Here is a 16633-nt window from a genome sequence, read left to right on the forward strand (position 1 = left end):
TTTGCTGGGTGTGGGTAGGAGGAAGGAATTCTCAGAAGGCGTTGAAGTCAGTGCTGCCCTCGAACCATCCGGAGGCCATGCTGTCTCCGCACAGGGCCCAGGGAGCACCGCCCACGTGCTCGCCGATCTCCCGGAACTTGCCCGAGAAGAAACACAACGGTTCCAGTTCGTCGTCGCTGCGCAGGGCGATGACCCTGCCGATGACGATCAGGTGGTCCCCGCCGTCGTAGATGGCCCAGGGCTCGCATTCCAGGGTCGCGCTGTTGCCCTCGAGCACCGGGATGCCCTCGGCATCCGGCCGCCAGGCCACCTCTCCCTTCATCGGTTTGCCGGCGAAGTTCAAGCAGGTGTCCAATTGGCCCGAGGACATGATGTTGATGGCGAACGGGGAGTCCTCGAGGAGCCCGGAGATCTTGTTCCCGCGAATCAAGGTGACCTGGGCCAGCGGCGGATCCAGTGACACGGCGGTGAACGCGTTGACAGTGGCCCCGTGCGGGACGCCGTCCGGGGTGCGGCAGGTGACCACGGTGACGCCGGTGGCGAACTTGCCGAAGGCATTGCGCAGCTGGCGCGGATCGATGTCCGGCAGCTGGCCGGTCGGGGCTGGTTGCTGGCTCATGGCTCGCTCCTTGGTTCCGTGGTTTCGGTTTGGTCGATGCACACCAGCTTGGACCGGATCGTTGACCGGCACATGGGTAGAACCACCCCCTCCGATACCCGTATTGTGTCCTGCGTCATAGAACATCGGGCCCGTGGTGAGAGACTTGGAGCCGAACGAAACGGCTTCGGCATGCTTGGAACCTTCCCGAAGCCCACCGCGCACGGTGGAAACCCGTGGCAGCAGACTGGAGAAAAACGGCCGATGACTAGGCAACCAATCGATTCCCGATTCACCACGGGCAGACTTTCGGTGACTTCCTTCATCGGCCGTCGGCACGAAATGGCGCAGGTCAAGGCATTGATGTCCACGTCCCGCCTGGTCACCCTGACGGGTGCGGGAGGCGTGGGCAAGTCGCGGATGGCGGGGGAAATTACCCAGCAAGCCCGCCGGGCCTACCGGGACGGGGTCGGAGTCGTCGAGCTGGCCTCGCTGACCAAGACGGCATCCATCGCCCCCGTGGTGGCGGCGGCACTGGACGTTTCGGACCAGTCGCAGCGTCCCGCCCTGGACCGGCTGGCCGATCATCTGCGGGACAAGGAAATGCTGCTGGTGCTGGACAACTGCGAACACCTGCTCGATGAAGTCAGCGTGCTGGTCAACAGGATCCTGGGACAGGCGCCCGGCGTGCGCATCCTTGCCACCAGCCGCGAACCGGTGGGCATCACGGGAGAAACCCTGTACGCCATTCCCCCCATGTCGACCCCGGCAGCCGATGAACCGGTGAGGGTCGAGCAGCTGGAAAGCTTCGAGGCCGTCGCATTGTTCGTGGCCCGGGCACGCAACGTTGTGCCGGGCTTTGCCCTGGATGCGGACAACGCGTCCGTCGTGGCCCAGCTGTGCACCCAGCTCGATGGCATGCCGCTGGCCATCGAGCTGGCCACCACCCGCCTGCGTTCCCTGTCGGCGACCCAACTGCTGGAGCGCGTTGACCGGCGTTTCCAGCTGCTCAACCGCGGCGACCGTGCCGCCCTACCGCGGCAGCAGACGCTGCGGGCGCTCGTCGACTGGAGCTACGAGTTGTGCTCCGAATCCGAGCAGCTTTTTTGGCGCAGGCTCTCGGTGTTCCCCGGCAGCTTCGACATGGAGGCGGCCGAAGCGGTGTGCGGATTCGGTGAACTTCCCGCCGGCGACGTGCTCGACCTGCTGGACGCGCTGGTCGCCAAGTCAATCCTCTCGGTCCGCCGCGACGGAGAGGTGCTGCGGTACCACCAGCTGGTCACCATCCGCGAGTACGGGCAGGAGCTGCTGTCCAACCCGGAGGAGGTGAAGGTCCTGCGCACGCGACACCTCCGGCATTACGAGGAACGCTGCGACACGATGGTCCGAAACTGGTGCGGTCCGCACCAGAGCCGCTTTCTGCAAGACGCGCGGGTCGACCGGGCCAACCTGACCGCCGCCATGGAATGGGCGCTGGAGGCTCCGGGCGAACACGCAACCGCCGCCCGGATGGCATCCCTGCTGCGCTACCAGTGGGTCTCGGGGAATTTCATCCCGGAAGGTCGTGCGCTGCTGGATCGGGTCCTGGCCGAGCGCCCGGATGCGAACCACCTCGACTACGCGTCGGCCATGTGGGTTGCCGCCTGGGTCAGCCTGATCCAGGGCGACCACGACACGGGGGCAGGCTACGCGCGCCAATGCCTTCGGATGGCCCGGGAGCTGGACGATCCGTCGCTCGAGGCGCACGCCGAACACTGGCTCGCACTGCACCGCCTGTTCAGCGGGGACCTGGCCGGTGCCATCGAACTGTACCAAAAGGTCAGTGCAGCACATTCAGCCCGTGGCGACACCGCGGCCAGGTTGACGGCGCTCTTTCAACTGGGCATGGCCCAGGCCCTGGACAATCGCCTCGAAGCGGCGCTGGAAACCTGCCAACAGGTCATCGAAATCGCCTCCTCCCACGGTGAACTCTGGAACCGGGCCTACGCCTACTGGATCCGCGGGATCAGTTACTGGAGGCTGGGCGAGTTTGCCTCGGCCACCGATGCTGTCACCGAAGCACTGCGCATCCAGCGCGACACCTTCCAGGACGGGGTGTGCGTGGCGCTGAGCCTCGAGGCGCTGCACTGGATCACCGTGTCCACGGGCAACCATGTGCGGGCCGCCGAACTGGCCCATGCCGTTGCATCGGTTTGGTCCGAGCTTGGAATCACCGTCGCATCGTTCGGTCCGCACATGCACGAAGCTTCCGAGTCAAGCAACGCGCGCATGCGCCGGGCCCTTGGCCGGCGCGGCGCTTCCCCGGCCAGCGAAGCTCCCCGGATGTCGAAGACCCAGGCCATCGATTGTGCGCTCGGCGTGACCGCCGGGCCGGCGAAGAATGGAACCATGCAAAACCCCCTGACCAAGAAGGAAATGCAGGTCGCGGGTTTTGTCGCCCAGGGGCTGACCAACCGCCTTATTGCACAGCAGCTGGTCATTTCCCCGCGCACCGTTGACGGCCACGTCGAACGCATCCTGGCCAAGCTCGGCTTCAGCACCCGCTCCCAGATCGCCGCATGGGCGACAGCATTGGGCCAACCACCTGGCTAGGACCACCCGATCGTCCATCGGCGAACATCCCCTGCGCCACCGCCGCGGCCGCCGTCTTTTCTCGTCCGGGCGTGGGTCAGACGGCTCGGGTTCCTGGGTACAGCAGCAGCTCCCCGTCCTTGACCTCATCTTGTGGGTGTGGGCGCCCACGGTCGCCGGCAGGCACAGCGCCGCGCCGGACATGAGGCAGAACTTGGCGGCGTGCACCGGGCACTCGAACTCGGTGCACGGCGCCCCGAGACGAGCCCTGAACACTGTTCAGTGATTTCCGGAATACCGTACACCCAATTCTTGAACACCCCTCAATTCGACGGCGTTTCGTTTGTATCGACTTTTGCCATACCCTCGTCGGCCGGGCATGTGCCCGGCTGCGAGTGAGAGGCGGGGGCGGCACGCGAGGTCCACGAGCGGACCTTGGATTCTCCGAGCCCAGCCCTCCGGGGACTTGCACCCCGGCCGCGCAAGCACGGCCGGCCGCGCACCGATTTCGCGAGCGGCTCGGCCGCTCGAGCCGCCACCGAATACGACGGCTGGTGCTCGGTGCAGGCCATCGGCGCCGGCGCGGCGGGCCCTGCAACAGGGGCGCGTCCAGCTGGGCAACGTACCGCGTGTCACGTAAGCTCGAACTGATCACTTCAATGGAGGAAAACGAATCATGTCATACCCTGGTTACCCCACCGAGAACCCCTACGCCACCCCAACCGAGAACAGCCTGGAACTGCCCCGCTACGGAGCAAAGTTCGGCGAGGCCATCCAGCGCTTCTTCAAGAAGTACGCGACCTTCAGCGGCCGGGCCAGCCGCAGCGAATACTGGTGGGTCGCCCTGTTCAGCGTCATTGTCTCGATCGTTGCACAAATCATCACGACGGTCGGCGGCATTTCCACTGCGGATCCAGCCACCGGGGATCCCGGCATGGGAGCGATGGCGGGAACGGTGATTACGATTCTCTTCGGCCTGGCCACCCTGGTCCCGAGCATCGCCATCTCGGTCCGCCGCCTGCACGACGGCAACTTCAGCGGGTGGCTGTACCTGCTCATCCTCATCCCGATCCTCGGCGCGCTGGCCATCATCGTTCTGATGCTGCTGCCGTCCAACCCGGCAGGCGCGCGCTTCGACAAGGTGCAGGCCTGGCCGACGACCCAGCCGACCGCATAGTCGCCAGAGACCACAAGGCGGCGGCCGCTCCAGCTTATTGGCTGGAGCGGCCGCCGCCTTTTCTCATCCGGGGCGTGGGTCAGACTGCCGGGGTTTCAGGGTAGAGCAACAGCTCGCCGTCCTTGACCTCGATCTTGTGGGTGCGGGCGCCCACGGTAGCTGGAAGGCAAAGCGCCGCACCCGACTTGAGGCAGAACTTGGCCGCGTGAACCGGGCACTCCACCTCGGTGCCTTCGATCCAGCCGTCGGCCAGCGAGGCGGTCTCGTGCGTGCATTCGTCATTGATGGCGTAGAAGTTGCCGTCCTCGGCATGGAACACGGCAATGTCTTCCTTAGTCCCGTTGTCCTCGGACGGAATGACGATCGCTTCGCCTTCGTCGATGCTGTCGATGGAACCGATGTTGATGGCTTCGCTCATGAAGGTGCCTCCTTGGATCTCCCGCCACCGCCGCAAGAACCGCGAGGGAGGGTGGGAATACGAAAATCGTGTCCTTCCATCATCTCTTAGCATTTACCCCGCTCCCAACTGGCGGAAGCCCCTGGGTCCGATTCGGTCCACTATTCCTCCTCATTGACTGTCTCGACGACCCGAAGGGCACGTTGGGCACCGCCGGGCACATCAGCGCCTACAGCAGCCTCACCTTCAAGGCGCCGAAGCCGAGGCCGGACTGAAGCTCAAAGCGTCCGGCCTTGATACACCCTGGTCGATGGTTGCCCGCCAGGACGGCAGCATCCTGGACTCCGAGCGCGACACCGCCAGGATCATGGCGCTTGGCCCAGAAGGCAAGCTGACGGAATTGGTCCACCTGCCCCAGGTGGTTCCCGGTCACCCAGCGCCCTGGCCATTGCGGAGGACGTTGCGTATGTGGCGTGTCTGCGCGGCGAAAGGCTCTGAGTATTGACGTTGCCCGGCGATGGACCTCCGACCGGTGGCACCCTCACCGGCGCCCGCCAAATGCTGGCCGGGCAGGAGGGACGCCTGCGGGATGTGCTGGTCGTGGGCAAGGAATTGTGGGTGGCCACCAACGAGGGGGCCGAATCCCGGATCATCGCCCTACCGATGGGATCCTTGGGCTAGTTCCAATGGGCAATGATGCTCAGGACCTTGCTGAGGACGAATCCGGCTGCCAGGGCCGCGGCCGTCCAATAGAGGAAGCGCACCTGTGAGTGGGGCTTTTCCAGTTGCCAGGATCCGGTCTTGTCTTCCCGGTAGTAGACCAGTGCCTCACCCTCGGGAGGGTGAGGACGTTCGAGCACCAGGAGTTCGCTGCGGATGGTTCCGTCGGCGGTGTGAAAGACCAGGCATTCCTGCCCCTCGAGCACGGCGATCCTGTAGTCGGCGGTTTTCCAGCCCGCATCCCGGCGGCGTTCGGCCAGGGCAAAGGCATAGAATCCGGCCGCGGCAATGAGCGCCACCCACCCAATGAGGTCGAGTGCGGGTCCCAGGCTCCTCAGCAGGTCTTGCACACTCTCATCTTATGGTCTGCAACCGTCGCCCACACCATCCGGGTCCCCGCGTGACCGCAGGGTTATCAACGGTTGAAAGACCCGAGCACCTCATTCAACGCCTCGGTGGAGGAAGGGTGGGTGAAGATCGAGTCGCGCAGCGTGGCCGAGGTGACGCCCTGGCGCATGGCCAAGGCGACCAGGTTGATCACTTCCTGGGAATCCACGTGCATCAGGGCGGCACCGAGGATGCGGTCAGAGTCGGCGTCAACCACGAACTTGATGATGCCGCGAGGGTCCCCGACGATCTTGGGTCGCGGCATCGCGGCAATCTCGGGGACCTTTTTGACTGCGATCTTGATGGCCAGCCCCCGGGAGCGTGCCTGGTCCTCGCTGAGCCCGACGCGAGCCAGCGGCGGGGTGGTGAAGATGGTGTAGGGAACCGCGACGCGGTCCGCGGTCGAACGCTGGCCGGATCCCAGGATGGCATCGGCGACGACGCGGTTGTCGTCCAGGGAGACGTAGGTGAATTGCGGCCCGCCGTTTACGTCCCCCAGCGCGTATACGCCCTCGGCACTGGTGGAAAGGCGTTCCTCCACCTTGATGGCCCCGGATTCGGTGAGCTCGATGCCGGCGGCTTCCAGGTTCAGCCCATCGGTGACCGGGGTGCGCCCGAGGGCAATGAGCACCGCATCGGCCTCAATTGCCCGCACGTGGCCGTCCTGTTCGTAGTGCACCATCGCGGAGTCGGCGTCCTGGCCGATGCGCTGCACACTGGCTCCCACCCGCACCTCCACCCCCACGTCGTTCAGCGCTCCCAGGACCTCGGCGGCGATATCTTCGTCTTCCTCTTTCAGTGCCCGTGGCCCGCGGTCAAGCACGATGACCTTTGAACCGAAGTGCGCGAACATGGAGGCGAATTCGGTCCCGACGTATCCGCCGCCGACCACCACCAGGGTTCCGGGCAGCGGCGCGTGCTGCAGTGTGGTGGAGTCGTGGATACGCCCGCCGATCTGCACGCCGTCAAGGTCCGGAATCGCGGGCACGGCACCGGTGTTGATGATGATCCGCTTGGCGTCGAGTTCGAGGATTTCTTCCCCGGCCACGACCCTGATGCGGCGCGGAGAGACGAAGCTGGCCCTGCCGGTGATGGTGATGACCGAATCCAGGCCATCCAGCATGAAAAAGTTCTTGGCCCGCATCGCGGCGCTGAGCTTGTCCCGGCGCCGCACCGCCTCATCGAAGTAGCCGGGGTCGAATCCGTTACCGGGGCGGATGTCCGCGTCATGGATCAGCGCCTTGGTGGGAACACAGCCAATGTTGATGCAGGTGCCGCCATACATGTCCGGCGATGCCTCGATGATTGCCACCCGGTGCCCGGCACGGGCCATGGTTCCGGCAAGCGTCTTTCCTCCCTTGCCCCAGCCGATGACTATGAGATCGATTTCGTGTTCCATCGGGGCGTCCTTAATTTCTGGAAATACCGTGTTGACTACTGTTGACTCTGGTTTGCTGAGGATAGACGGTCAAGAAAGCCCGACCCGAACGGGCCAACGTCGTCGAACCGCTGCACCTATTCGACTGGATTGAGCACCCGTGCAGCCTTCGGCAGCCATCACGACATGGCCATGGCCCAAGCGAGGTGGCCACAGTCGGGGACGCCCGTGCTCGTTGGCTGTCTCGCGCTAGTGGTCGACGCGAAAATGCGTGGGTTCGACCGCCCCGGGTCTAACCCACGCACTTATTCAAGCCGGTTGGAGCCGTCGGCCCCCACCCACCGGCGGAACGGGCGGCTACTGCCCCGTGTTGCCGGGCCCGGCAATGTTGACCATCCAGTCAACCCCGAACTTGTCGGCGAGCATGCCGAACGAGTCGCCCCACGGGGCCTCTGCCAGTTCCTCGCCGATCGTGGCACCCTCGCTGAGCTTCTTCCAATACGTGGTCATTTCGTCCTTGTCGTCGCCACTGAGCGTGACGGAGATGGCGGTGCCGCCCTTCCACTCCATGGAGGCAGGGGTGTCGGCCGCCATCAGGTTCAGGCCGTTCGGTGCTCGCAGGTGACCGTGCATGATCTTGTTGTCATCCTCCGGATTGCCGGTCTTGGCGAAATCGAAGTCCGCGAAGGGGCGCAAATCCAGTTCACCGCCAAATATCGACTGGTAGAACTCGAGCGCGGGACGCGCCGTATCGCGGAAGCTGATGTACGGGTTCAGAATCGTGCCCATGGTGTTCTCCATCGTTTGGCGGTGTTCGACAACTAGCAATTGTGCCCGTCACAACCGGATCCGTGAAGCCTTCGAACCGATAGTTTGCCGTGAATTCGCCGGGTGGCCAACCCGACAAGCTGCCGCCGCATCGAACTCGCGGGCAGCAGCCGCGACCAACACCGTGGTCAGGCCCGGGACGGTGCCGCGCCACGCGGGCAAAACACCGGCGCGCGGAAATGGCAAACGCGACGTCGCGAGGGATTCGAATCGGCGGATCGCCACTAAAATGATTCCCATGACTTCACCGTTCTCCGAATCCCGACCCGACCCGGGATCGGCAACTGATCACGCAACCCTTGATCCATTGATCGAGGACGTGGAAAAAGAGTTTTCCATCATGGTCGTCAAGGCACGCCAGGCCATCCGCAGGCGCGCCGCCGCGATCCATCCCGAACTTCAGCCGCTGGGCTACAAGGTGCTGTCCATCCTGGCGCGCGAGCACGCCCAGCAGCAGATCATTCTTGCCGAGGAACTCCAGGTGGACAAGGCGACCATGAGCCGGATGATCAAATGGCTCGAGGCCAAGGAACTGGTCACCCGCGTTCCGGATCCGAGCGACGGCAGGGCCATGCTGGTCAGCATCACCGAACCCGCGCGTGCAGGCTATCTTGCCTCGAGCGCGGCGTCGCGCCAGTTGTTGAGGAACCGGCTCGTCTCCTGGGACCCCGAGGAAATCAAGCGCTTCGCCGACCTGCTCTCCAAGCTCAACGCCAACGACGCCCCGCCCCGCGAAAGCTGATCGGCGCGAAACCATTTTTCGGCCCCGGCCCTCCATCTGGAGGGGACGGGGCCGATGACGTCTGCACGGTTTCTTCGCCAGGCTGCCTCCAACGCCTTGATTCATTCGCCATTTTGGCCCCAATCGGCAAGGGAGCGGGCACTTCTTCGACGAAAGACCGTTTCATCGTGAAGATTTGTTAAGGACGCGCTTTGCGCGGTCACCACGGAATCGGCAACACTCGTAGACAGAATCACGAGCTCCAATCATTCACGGCCCTGGTCGATTGGACCGCAACCCTCTTCGTCATAGCGGGGTGCGCCAGGTGAAGATTCGACGCCACCCAACCGGATCGGCGTAAGTATGGCGTTGTGCAAGGCCTGCGCCAACCACGAAAGGATCGAACTTCCATGTCCGAAACCCTGATCGACAGCACCCTTGATGAGATTCGCACTGAAAAGCTCACCGCGGCAGGCGCCGCCTGGGGCGAGCGCATTGCCGCCAACCCCGCCAGCGCGGCGCTGACCTTCAAGGCCAGCGGAGTGTCCACCGGGTCTGTCTCCAGCGAAATCACTGCGGGCAAGCACCGCTTCATCGTCGACGAGCCAGAGGCACTGGCCGGGGACGACGTGGCCGCAAGCCCGGTTGAATTCGCCCTCGGAGCCCTCATCTCCTGCCAGGTCGTCGTCTACCGCCTGTACGCACACCAACTGGGCCTCAAGATCGACTCACTGGAAATCAATGCGGATGCCGACCTGGATGTCCGCGGCCTCTTCGGCATCGAAGAAACCATCCGCCCGGGCTTTGGCGAGGTGCGCCTGACGGTCAAGATCGACGGCCCCGAGACCCGCGAGCGCTACGAGGAGCTGCAGGCAACCGTCGATGCACGCTGCCCCGTGCTGGACATCTTCAGCAACCCGACCCCGGTCCATGTAGAGCTGGTCACGGCCGGCTAGGGTCCATATGAACCGATCGTGGGGTTGGTGCCGTTCGAGGGGAACGGCACCAACCCCACGATTTTCGTTTAACGGGGTCCCGTTCCGGCGCCCGGCCGGGGCAAGTGCTCCTCCCCCGCAGACGGGCCGACCAAGCGTCCACGCCTACCCCTCGGCTACTCGCCGAAATCCGTTTCCTTGTAGGGCACCCCTGATTTGTCATAGGTCGTCCAGACGCCCACCTGGCGCCCGAGATCCAAGCGGCCGGAACGCATCATGGTGCCATCGATCCTGAACCATTCCCAGTCCCCGTGGATTTCCCCGTCCAAGGTAAATCCACGCGCCCACAGGCTACCGTCCTTGTGGACCTTCTCAAACGGTTTCAGCTGGGGGGACGTCTCCGCATCGCGAGTGGCCATGCCCCCATGGTCCCACAGGCCCGCAGCCCGCCGCACGGGCATGGGCCCCATCACGGACAAAAGCCGTATGCAACAACCCTTTCACTTCTCCCTACCGCTGGGTAGGATCAGCCGAACGTGCCCCGCCGGTTCACACGCTGCGGGCCGTGCCAACTCGTCACTTTTCCCAAGGGAGTAACCACCGTGTCCGAGATACATCCGTTGCGGCGCCATGCCTTGGTCGCCACCGCAGCATTTACCCTCCTGGCCTCCGCGGCCATGTCCTCCCCGGCACAGGCCGCGCCGGCGGCCCCCGCTTCACCGGGCCAGGACAACAAGAACCACAACGCGCCCACCACGAGCATCCAGCTGGTGGGCATCAACGACTTCCACGGCCGCATCGAGGCCAACGGCGCCGAGGCCGGGGCAGCGGTGCTGGCGGGCGCCGTGAAGGACTACAAGGACAAAAACCGCAATACCCTCTTCGTCTCGGCCGGAGACAACATTGGTGCCTCCACGTTTACCTCGTTCTCGCAGCAGGACAACCCCACCATCGACGCGCTTCTCGCCGCCGGGCTGGATGTCTCCGCAGTGGGAAACCACGAATTCGACCAGGGCTTCACCGACCTGGTTGAGCGCGTTATCCCGCGCTACGGCGCCGGGGATTCCGCGGCGGGCGCCGACTACGCGCTGGGCGCCAACGTCTATGAAAAAGGGACCAGGAAGCCGACCCTGAAGGAATACGCGCTGCGGACCCTCAACGGTGTCACTGTGGGCATCATCGGCACCGTCACCGACCAGACGGGCACCCTCGTGACCCCCGCGGGAGTCGCCGGACTCGACTTCGGCAACGAGCTGGAGGCCGCCAACCGGGTGGCCGCGCAATTGAGCGACGGAAAGCGCTCCAACGGCGAGGCCGATGTGCTGGTGCTGTTGACCCACGAGGGGTCGGCGAGTACCGATTGCGCAGCCATCGGCTCCGAGGAAACCTCCTACGGGGAGCTGGTTCGCGGCGCGTCACCGGAAATCGACGCCATCCTCTCCGGCCACACCCACGGGGGCTACTCCTGTTCCTACCCGGTGGACGGCTGGGCCAAGGGGCTGCAGCGCCCCGTGCTGCAGGCGCACCAATACGGCACCACCCTGGACAGCCTTGAGATCACGGTGTCGAAGCAGCAAAAACAGGTCGTGGGACTCGAGGCGGGGCTGGTCTCGCTGACCACTATCGCCGAAAACGGACAGGTCGTCCCGCGCTTCGAGGCGGTGCCAAAGGTCGCCGAGATCGTCGCGGCGGCGACCGCCCAGGCGGAGGTCATCGGCGCCCGGAAGATCGGGGCGATCAGCGCGAGCATCACCCGCGGCGGAACCGCGGGCTCGGACCGCGGCGTCGAATCCTCGTTGGGCAACCTGGTGGCCGACATGCACCTGTGGGCCACTTCCAACGACGCGTTCGGCGGCATTCCCGCCCAGATCGCCTTCATGAATCCCGGCGGGCTGCGCGCCGACCTCATCTCCGGGGCAGACGGAACGGTCACGTACAAGGACGCCGCGTCGGTCCAACCCTTCGGCAACACGCTGTTCACGATGGACCTCACCGGCGCCCAGATCAAGGCGGTGCTCGAGGAACAGTGGCAGCCCGAGGGCTCCAGCCGGCCCAAGCTGCACTTGGGGATTTCCGAGGGCTTCGGCTACACCTATGACCCCAACGCGGCCCGGGGCCAGCGCATCCTGTCGATGACCTATCAGGGAGAACCGGTGGCCAACGACCAGGTTTTCCGCATCGTCACCAACTCGTTCCTGGCCGCGGGCGGAGACAACTTCTCCACTTTTGCCCTGGGAAGCAACGTGGCGGATTCCGGGCAAATCGACCTGGTGGCCTGCATCGGCTATTTCCAGGCCCACCCGTTAGTGGACCCGGCACCCTTGGGCAGGGCCCAGGCGGCCCAGTAGCCGCAGAGTGAGGGCGACCTTCCGCCTCCCGTGCGGATGGTCGCCCTCACTCTGCGGGCCGGGGCACCCCGTGCGGCTTCCCCGATCGAACGGATTCATTTTTTGTGACATTTTCACGTCATAATGGGCTGTGCCCTTTTGGGACCGGAGTCTTCCATCCGGCGGTCGAACCGGCACATCAGGGGTCCAGCGGACCCCGGGTCAACGATCTCGGCGGGGTCTTGATCCCGCCAGTTCATCAACCGGGAAGCCATCCGTGCATCAGAAACACTGTGTCTTGGGACACGCAAGAATAAGGTCATTCGTTCCATTCCCTACGGCTCGCGGCAACGGATTCGGAGCATCGAACGCCCTGCGGTATGGTCGGGCGCTCCACGAGGGGTGCCGTCCAGTCGTCCCGCTTCGGCAACCGGGCGCCACGGTGGTGCCGGCTCAAAGCCTGTTGCAACCCGAAGCCGGCCAGGTGACTGTGAGCCAGCTCGCATCAAGGCCCCTTGGTGGTGTTGCATGACACCCATGAGCAGAATTTCCGTAGCACTCGAGCCCGAAGCGGCACCCCGGCGCGAACCCTCGAACCCTGTCGGTCCCGTCGGCGGCAAGCACCACAACGAACTCAAGCGCGGTCTGAGCAGCCGGCACCTGCAAATGATCGCCATCGGCGGCGCGATCGGCACGGGACTCTTCGTCGCCTCGGGTGGCACGATTTCCCAGGCCGGACCCGGCGGCGCACTGGTCGCCTATGCCCTGGTTGGCCTGATGGTGTTCCTGCTGATGCAGTCCCTGGGCGAGATGGCGGCCAAGATCCCCGTCGCCGGGTCCTTCCAGACTTTCGCGACGCGCTTCGTCTCCCCCTCCTTCGGGTTCGCGATCGGCTGGAACTACTGGTTCAACTGGGCCATCACCGTGGCCGCCGAGCTGGTCGCCGCCGGAATCATCATGGACTTCTGGCTGCCGGGCGTCCCCGGCTGGATCTGGGCCGGAATTTTCCTCGTTGTGCTGACGGGGCTCAATGCACTCTCGGCCAGGTCCTTTGGCGAAAGCGAATTCTGGCTCTCGCTGATCAAGGTGTCCGCCGTCGTGCTGTTCCTGATCGCCGGGGTGCTCATGATCGTGGGCATCCTCGGAGACAGCTCCCCCGGGCTGTCCAACTGGCAAAACCGCGAGGACGTCTTCCATGGCGGGTGGGTATCGATCATTTCCGTCTTCATGATCGCCGGCTTCTCCTTCCAGGGCACCGAGCTGGTCGGCGTGGCCGCCGGCGAGGCGAAGAACCCCCGGCGCGAGGTCCCCAAGGCCATCCGCAACGTCTTCTGGCGCATCATGATCTTCTACATCGGCGCCATTTTCATCATCGGCTGCCTGATCCCCTTCGCCGATCCGAGCCTGTTGGCATCCGGCGAGGCCGACGTGGCAGCCTCCCCGTTCACCATGGTCTTCGAGCGTGCCGGCATCGCCTTTGCGGCGTCGCTGATGAACGCTGTCATCCTCACCGCGATCCTGTCGGCGGGCAACTCAGGGCTGTATGCCTCGACCCGCATGCTCTACTCCATGGCCCATGACGGCAAGGCCCCCAAGATCTTTGGCCGCACCAACTCGCGCGGCGTCCCGATTCCGGCGCTGCTCGCCACCGCCGCGGTGGGACTCTTTGGGTTCCTGTCCGCAATCGTCGGCCAAGGTGCCGCCTACGCCTGGCTCCTGAACGTCTCGGGCTTGTGCGGATTCATCGTGTGGGCGGGCATCGCCATCTCGCACTACCGGTTCAGGCGCGGCTTCCTGGCCCAGGGCAACAAGGTCAGCGACCTGCCCTACCGGGCGTCGCTCTTCCCCATCGGGCCACTGCTGGCCTTCGCCGTGTTGATCCTGGTGATCGCCGGGCAGAACTACGAGGCGGTGGTGGCAGGACGCGGCATGGAGGTGCTCTCCTCCTACATCGGCCTGCCCATCTTCCTGGGACTGTGGCTCGTCCACCGCTTGGTCACCAAGTCCAAGGTCGTGCCGTTGCTCGAGATGGACCTGGCCGCGCCGCAGGATGTCGAAGACGAGCTCGCCTCCAAGGCGTAGCCCGGCCCCGTCGGCCGGGGAACCTACTGCACGCGCTGCGGGGTTCCCCGGCGATAGCCGCTGGCCACGACACCGAGCCAGAGCTGGATTCCGGCAACGAGAATCAGCAGCAGCAGCGGCAGGGTCCAATCGCCGCTGAGAGCATACAACAAGCCCATGCCGAACGGTCCGCTGGTGGCCACCAGATACCCGACCGACTGGGCCAGGGTGCTCATCGCTGTGGTCTCCTCGGAAGTGTCCCCGCTATGGGAGATCACCAGCAGCACCAGCGGGAACACGGAGAACCCGATGCCCATGGCGACCGCGCATAGCCACGCCAACGACAGCGGCAGCCACACGAGGCCGGCCAGCCCTGCGGCGACCATGACCGAACACATGATGAAGGCGCCGCGCAGCTTGCCGTGCTTGTTGACGAGCCAGAGGGAAAGCATGGTGGCCGGAATCGTCATGGCCTGCAGCGCACCCAAGAGGATCCCGGCATCGGCGGGCGACATGGACCGCGAGATCAGGATGCTGGGCAACCAGCTCATCATGGCGTAGGCCATGAGTGCCTGGACGGTGAAGAGTCCGGTGATGACCATCCCGCGCCGGGTGCGGATCAGCGAGAGCGGGCTGACGCCCGATGGCGACGTCGTGGCGGCGCGGTCCGAGCGGGCCATGACCATAAACGGCAGGAACGCCAGCACGGCCGCGACCGACAGGAAGCTCCAGGTGGCAAGCCCCATGGTCGGCGAACCGGCGGCCAGCGCCAGGGGAACGCTCAGGGCCGAGGCTGCGGTGGCACCCACCGACATGGTGATCGTGTACAGACCGGTCATCATCGAGGTCTTGTCGGCAAAGTTCTCGCGGATAAAAGACGGCATGGCAACATTGCACAGCGCGATGCCGCACATGGCCGCCACCGTTCCTGCCAGCAATGCCCACGTGGTCGGCAAGGCCCTGAATGCCAGCCCGGCGGCAAGCACGCCCAGCGCAAGCAGTATCGTTCCGGAGAGGCCAAGGCGCCTGGCCAGCCATGCGGTCGCCATGCCGGCCACGGCAAAGACCAGGGTGGGGATCGAGGGCAGCAGCGCCGTGACGAACGGGCCATAGCCCAGGAATTCCTGCAGGTCCAGGAAAAGCGGCGAAGCGCTGGTGATTCCCGCCCGCAGGTTCAGCCCGACCAGAATCACGGCGAGCAGCGACAGCACCATGAATCCACGGGACGCCGGCCGCGGAACCGTGGGCGGATTGTCGGCTGCCGGATTTTCCATCTTGGACATGCTCACAGGTTACTGGGCAAGTCCTTGCGGGAGACGGCGACCCGGGGGCAAGGTTGCTCACATCGGCGCGGCGCTACGTCCCGTGGGTTTCGGCCCGAAGGGAAATCGCGCGAAAGCGGGCCGGCGGACCTTGCCTATCGGGCTTGCGATCCCGCCGGAAGCCACAGCCGTGCCTGTTCCCCGGCTGCTTCCAGGGTTGACAGTGCCTCGCCCAGATTCACGCGCGCCATGAGCAGTGCGCCCATGGTCAGCCCCGCGACGATACGGGCCCGGGCAAGAACCACCGCGTCGGTTTGCGTCGGGTCGGCTGCGCGCAGGGCGCCGGCAACGCCGTCCCGCAATTCGACCTGGTACCCATCGATCAACAGCCTCAGCGCCTCGTCGTTGCCCGCGATGCCCGCCGCAGTGTTCAGCAACAGGCATCCTCGGTTTGTGGTCTGGTCCGCTGTTTTCACCAAGGCGTCGGACAACGAGGTCAGGTAGGTCGAGATGCCCTCGGCAGGGTGTGCCTGGTTGTGCAACAGGATCAGGCGAGGCCGCAGGACCGTATCCATGTAGTCCTGGATCACCGCATCAAAGAGTCCCCGCTTGGAGCCAAATCCGTGATAGATGCTTGAACGGCCAAGTCCCGTGGCGGCCTCAAGATCCGCGATCGATGTGGCATCGAATCCCTTGTCCCAAAAAACGCGCCGGGCATCGCCAAGCGCCTTGCCGGTGTCGAATTCCTGCGTTCTTGCCATGAGACCCGGATCCCCCTGTTTTGTGTAACGGTCATTCCAGTATATATTGGAACGAGCGTTACACAATCACTCATTCAATCTAGGGGCGCACCAGATGCTGCTGACAACGATGATTTTCTCCGGACTGGCCGCGGCAATCCATGTGTACATTTTTGTCTTGGAGTCCCTGCGTTGGGATCTGCCCTCCACCCGCAAGGCGTTCGGCATCAAAACGGACGCCGAGGCAAGCGCGACCAAGCCGCTGGCCTTCAACCAGGGGTTCTACAACTTGTTCCTGGCCGTTCTCACGGTTCTGGGCATGGTCCTGGTGCTGGCCTCATCCACAACTGCCGGAGCAACGTTGATCTTTGCAGGCACCGGCTCGATGGCGGCAGCTGGGATGGTCTTGCTCTTTTCCTCGCCCAAACTTGCCCGCGCGGCGATCCTGCAGCTCACGGCTCCCGCCCTGGCCATCATTTTTGGCCTGTTAGCCTTCGCCCGCTAAAGTCCCCGAAAAAATTTCCCCCTGAC

17 protein-coding genes and 1 riboswitch are annotated in these 16633 nt (G+C 64.6%); of the genes, 8 read left to right on the forward strand and 9 right to left on the reverse strand.

The genetic code is table 11. The annotated features are described in order from the left end of the window. Positions 1-31 precede the first annotated feature (31 nt). A complete protein-coding gene (locus ABD687_RS10045; RefSeq protein WP_264270112.1) occupies positions 32-619 on the reverse strand; it encodes a flavin reductase family protein in 588 nt (195 codons plus the stop codon). Between the two features lie 243 nt (positions 620-862). Here ABD687_RS10045 and ABD687_RS10050 point away from each other — a divergent pair, with 243 nt between their 5' ends. Together ABD687_RS10050 and ABD687_RS10055 are read left to right on the forward strand one after the other, a co-directional pair. Then, positions 863-3190 (forward strand): ATP-binding protein, encoded by a 2328-nt coding sequence (locus ABD687_RS10050; protein WP_302264461.1) that lies wholly within the window; start codon positions 863-865, stop codon positions 3188-3190. A 655-nt stretch (positions 3191-3845) separates the two neighbouring features. Continuing rightward, a complete protein-coding gene (locus ABD687_RS10055) occupies positions 3846-4346 on the forward strand; it encodes a DUF805 domain-containing protein (protein WP_302264459.1) in 501 nt (166 codons plus the stop codon). A gap of 79 nt (positions 4347-4425) precedes the next feature. Here the strand turns inward: ABD687_RS10055 and ABD687_RS10060 are convergent, their stop codons facing one another. Beyond that, entirely contained in the window at positions 4426-4764 is a 339-nt protein-coding gene (locus ABD687_RS10060) for a non-heme iron oxygenase ferredoxin subunit (RefSeq protein WP_302264458.1), read from the reverse strand. A gap of 208 nt (positions 4765-4972) precedes the next feature. Continuing rightward, positions 4973-5176 carry a hypothetical protein gene (locus tag ABD687_RS10065; protein WP_302264456.1) on the reverse strand — a complete coding sequence of 68 codons (204 nt, stop codon included), beginning with the start codon at positions 5174-5176 and terminating at the stop codon, positions 4973-4975. A gap of 68 nt (positions 5177-5244) precedes the next feature. Here ABD687_RS10065 and ABD687_RS10070 point away from each other — a divergent pair, with 68 nt between their 5' ends. After that, complete coding sequence (locus ABD687_RS10070; RefSeq protein ID WP_302264455.1) at positions 5245-5424, forward strand: hypothetical protein; 180 nt, start codon at positions 5245-5247, stop codon at positions 5422-5424. On the opposite strand, the gene ABD687_RS10075 is transcribed toward ABD687_RS10070, so the two are convergent. The 3 genes from ABD687_RS10075 to ABD687_RS10085 all read right to left on the reverse strand — a co-directional run bounded on the left by ABD687_RS10075 (position 5421) and on the right by ABD687_RS10085 (position 8017). Then, on the reverse strand, positions 5421-5813 hold the full coding sequence (locus ABD687_RS10075; protein WP_302264453.1) for a hypothetical protein: 393 nt from the start codon (positions 5811-5813) through the stop codon (positions 5421-5423). The two genes, ABD687_RS10070 and ABD687_RS10075, sit on opposite strands and share 4 nt — an antisense overlap. Positions 5814-5878: 65 nt before the next feature. Beyond that, positions 5879-7249 (reverse strand): FAD-dependent oxidoreductase, encoded by a 1371-nt coding sequence (locus ABD687_RS10080; RefSeq protein WP_310291617.1) that lies wholly within the window; start codon positions 7247-7249, stop codon positions 5879-5881. A 336-nt stretch (positions 7250-7585) separates the two neighbouring features. Beyond that, on the reverse strand, positions 7586-8017 hold the full coding sequence (locus tag ABD687_RS10085) for a VOC family protein (RefSeq protein ID WP_310291614.1): 432 nt from the start codon (positions 8015-8017) through the stop codon (positions 7586-7588). 277 nt (positions 8018-8294) lie between these two features. Here ABD687_RS10085 and ABD687_RS10090 point away from each other — a divergent pair, with 277 nt between their 5' ends. Further along, positions 8295-8798, forward strand: a complete 504-nt coding sequence (locus ABD687_RS10090; RefSeq protein ID WP_302264448.1) for a MarR family winged helix-turn-helix transcriptional regulator — start codon at positions 8295-8297, stop codon at positions 8796-8798. A 230-nt stretch (positions 8799-9028) separates the two neighbouring features. Then, positions 9029-9147, forward strand: a riboswitch (SAM riboswitch). Between the two features lie 40 nt (positions 9148-9187). Further along, positions 9188-9733: an OsmC family protein gene (locus tag ABD687_RS10095; RefSeq protein WP_310291610.1), complete on the forward strand. Its 546-nt coding sequence runs from the start codon at positions 9188-9190 to the stop codon at positions 9731-9733. A gap of 155 nt (positions 9734-9888) precedes the next feature. Here ABD687_RS10095 and ABD687_RS10100 read toward each other — a convergent pair whose 3' ends face one another. Then, on the reverse strand, positions 9889-10131 hold the full coding sequence (locus tag ABD687_RS10100; RefSeq protein WP_310291608.1) for a toxin-antitoxin system YwqK family antitoxin: 243 nt from the start codon (positions 10129-10131) through the stop codon (positions 9889-9891). Between the two features lie 183 nt (positions 10132-10314). Here ABD687_RS10100 and ABD687_RS10105 point away from each other — a divergent pair, with 183 nt between their 5' ends. Both ABD687_RS10105 and ABD687_RS10110 read left to right on the forward strand, forming a co-directional pair. Then, positions 10315-12060, forward strand: a complete 1746-nt coding sequence (locus ABD687_RS10105; protein ID WP_310291605.1) for a bifunctional metallophosphatase/5'-nucleotidase — start codon at positions 10315-10317, stop codon at positions 12058-12060. Positions 12061-12576: 516 nt separating this feature from the next. Then, positions 12577-14121, forward strand: coding sequence for an amino acid permease (locus ABD687_RS10110; RefSeq protein ID WP_377700294.1), 1545 nt, complete (start codon positions 12577-12579; stop codon positions 14119-14121). A 23-nt stretch (positions 14122-14144) separates the two neighbouring features. Here the strand turns inward: ABD687_RS10110 and ABD687_RS10115 are convergent, their stop codons facing one another. Further along, on the reverse strand, positions 14145-15383 hold the full coding sequence (locus tag ABD687_RS10115; protein WP_310291600.1) for an MFS transporter: 1239 nt from the start codon (positions 15381-15383) through the stop codon (positions 14145-14147). A 134-nt stretch (positions 15384-15517) separates the two neighbouring features. Then, positions 15518-16123: a TetR/AcrR family transcriptional regulator gene (locus ABD687_RS10120; RefSeq protein WP_310291598.1), complete on the reverse strand. Its 606-nt coding sequence runs from the start codon at positions 16121-16123 to the stop codon at positions 15518-15520. Between the two features lie 94 nt (positions 16124-16217). On the opposite strand from ABD687_RS10120, the gene ABD687_RS10125 reads away from it, so the two are divergent. Then, entirely contained in the window at positions 16218-16607 is a 390-nt protein-coding gene (locus ABD687_RS10125; protein WP_310291595.1) for a DUF1304 domain-containing protein, read from the forward strand. Positions 16608-16633: the final 26 nt, after the last annotated feature.

Source organism: Paeniglutamicibacter sulfureus, from assembly GCF_039535115.1.
Lineage (GTDB): Bacteria > Actinomycetota > Actinomycetes > Actinomycetales > Micrococcaceae > Paeniglutamicibacter > Paeniglutamicibacter sulfureus.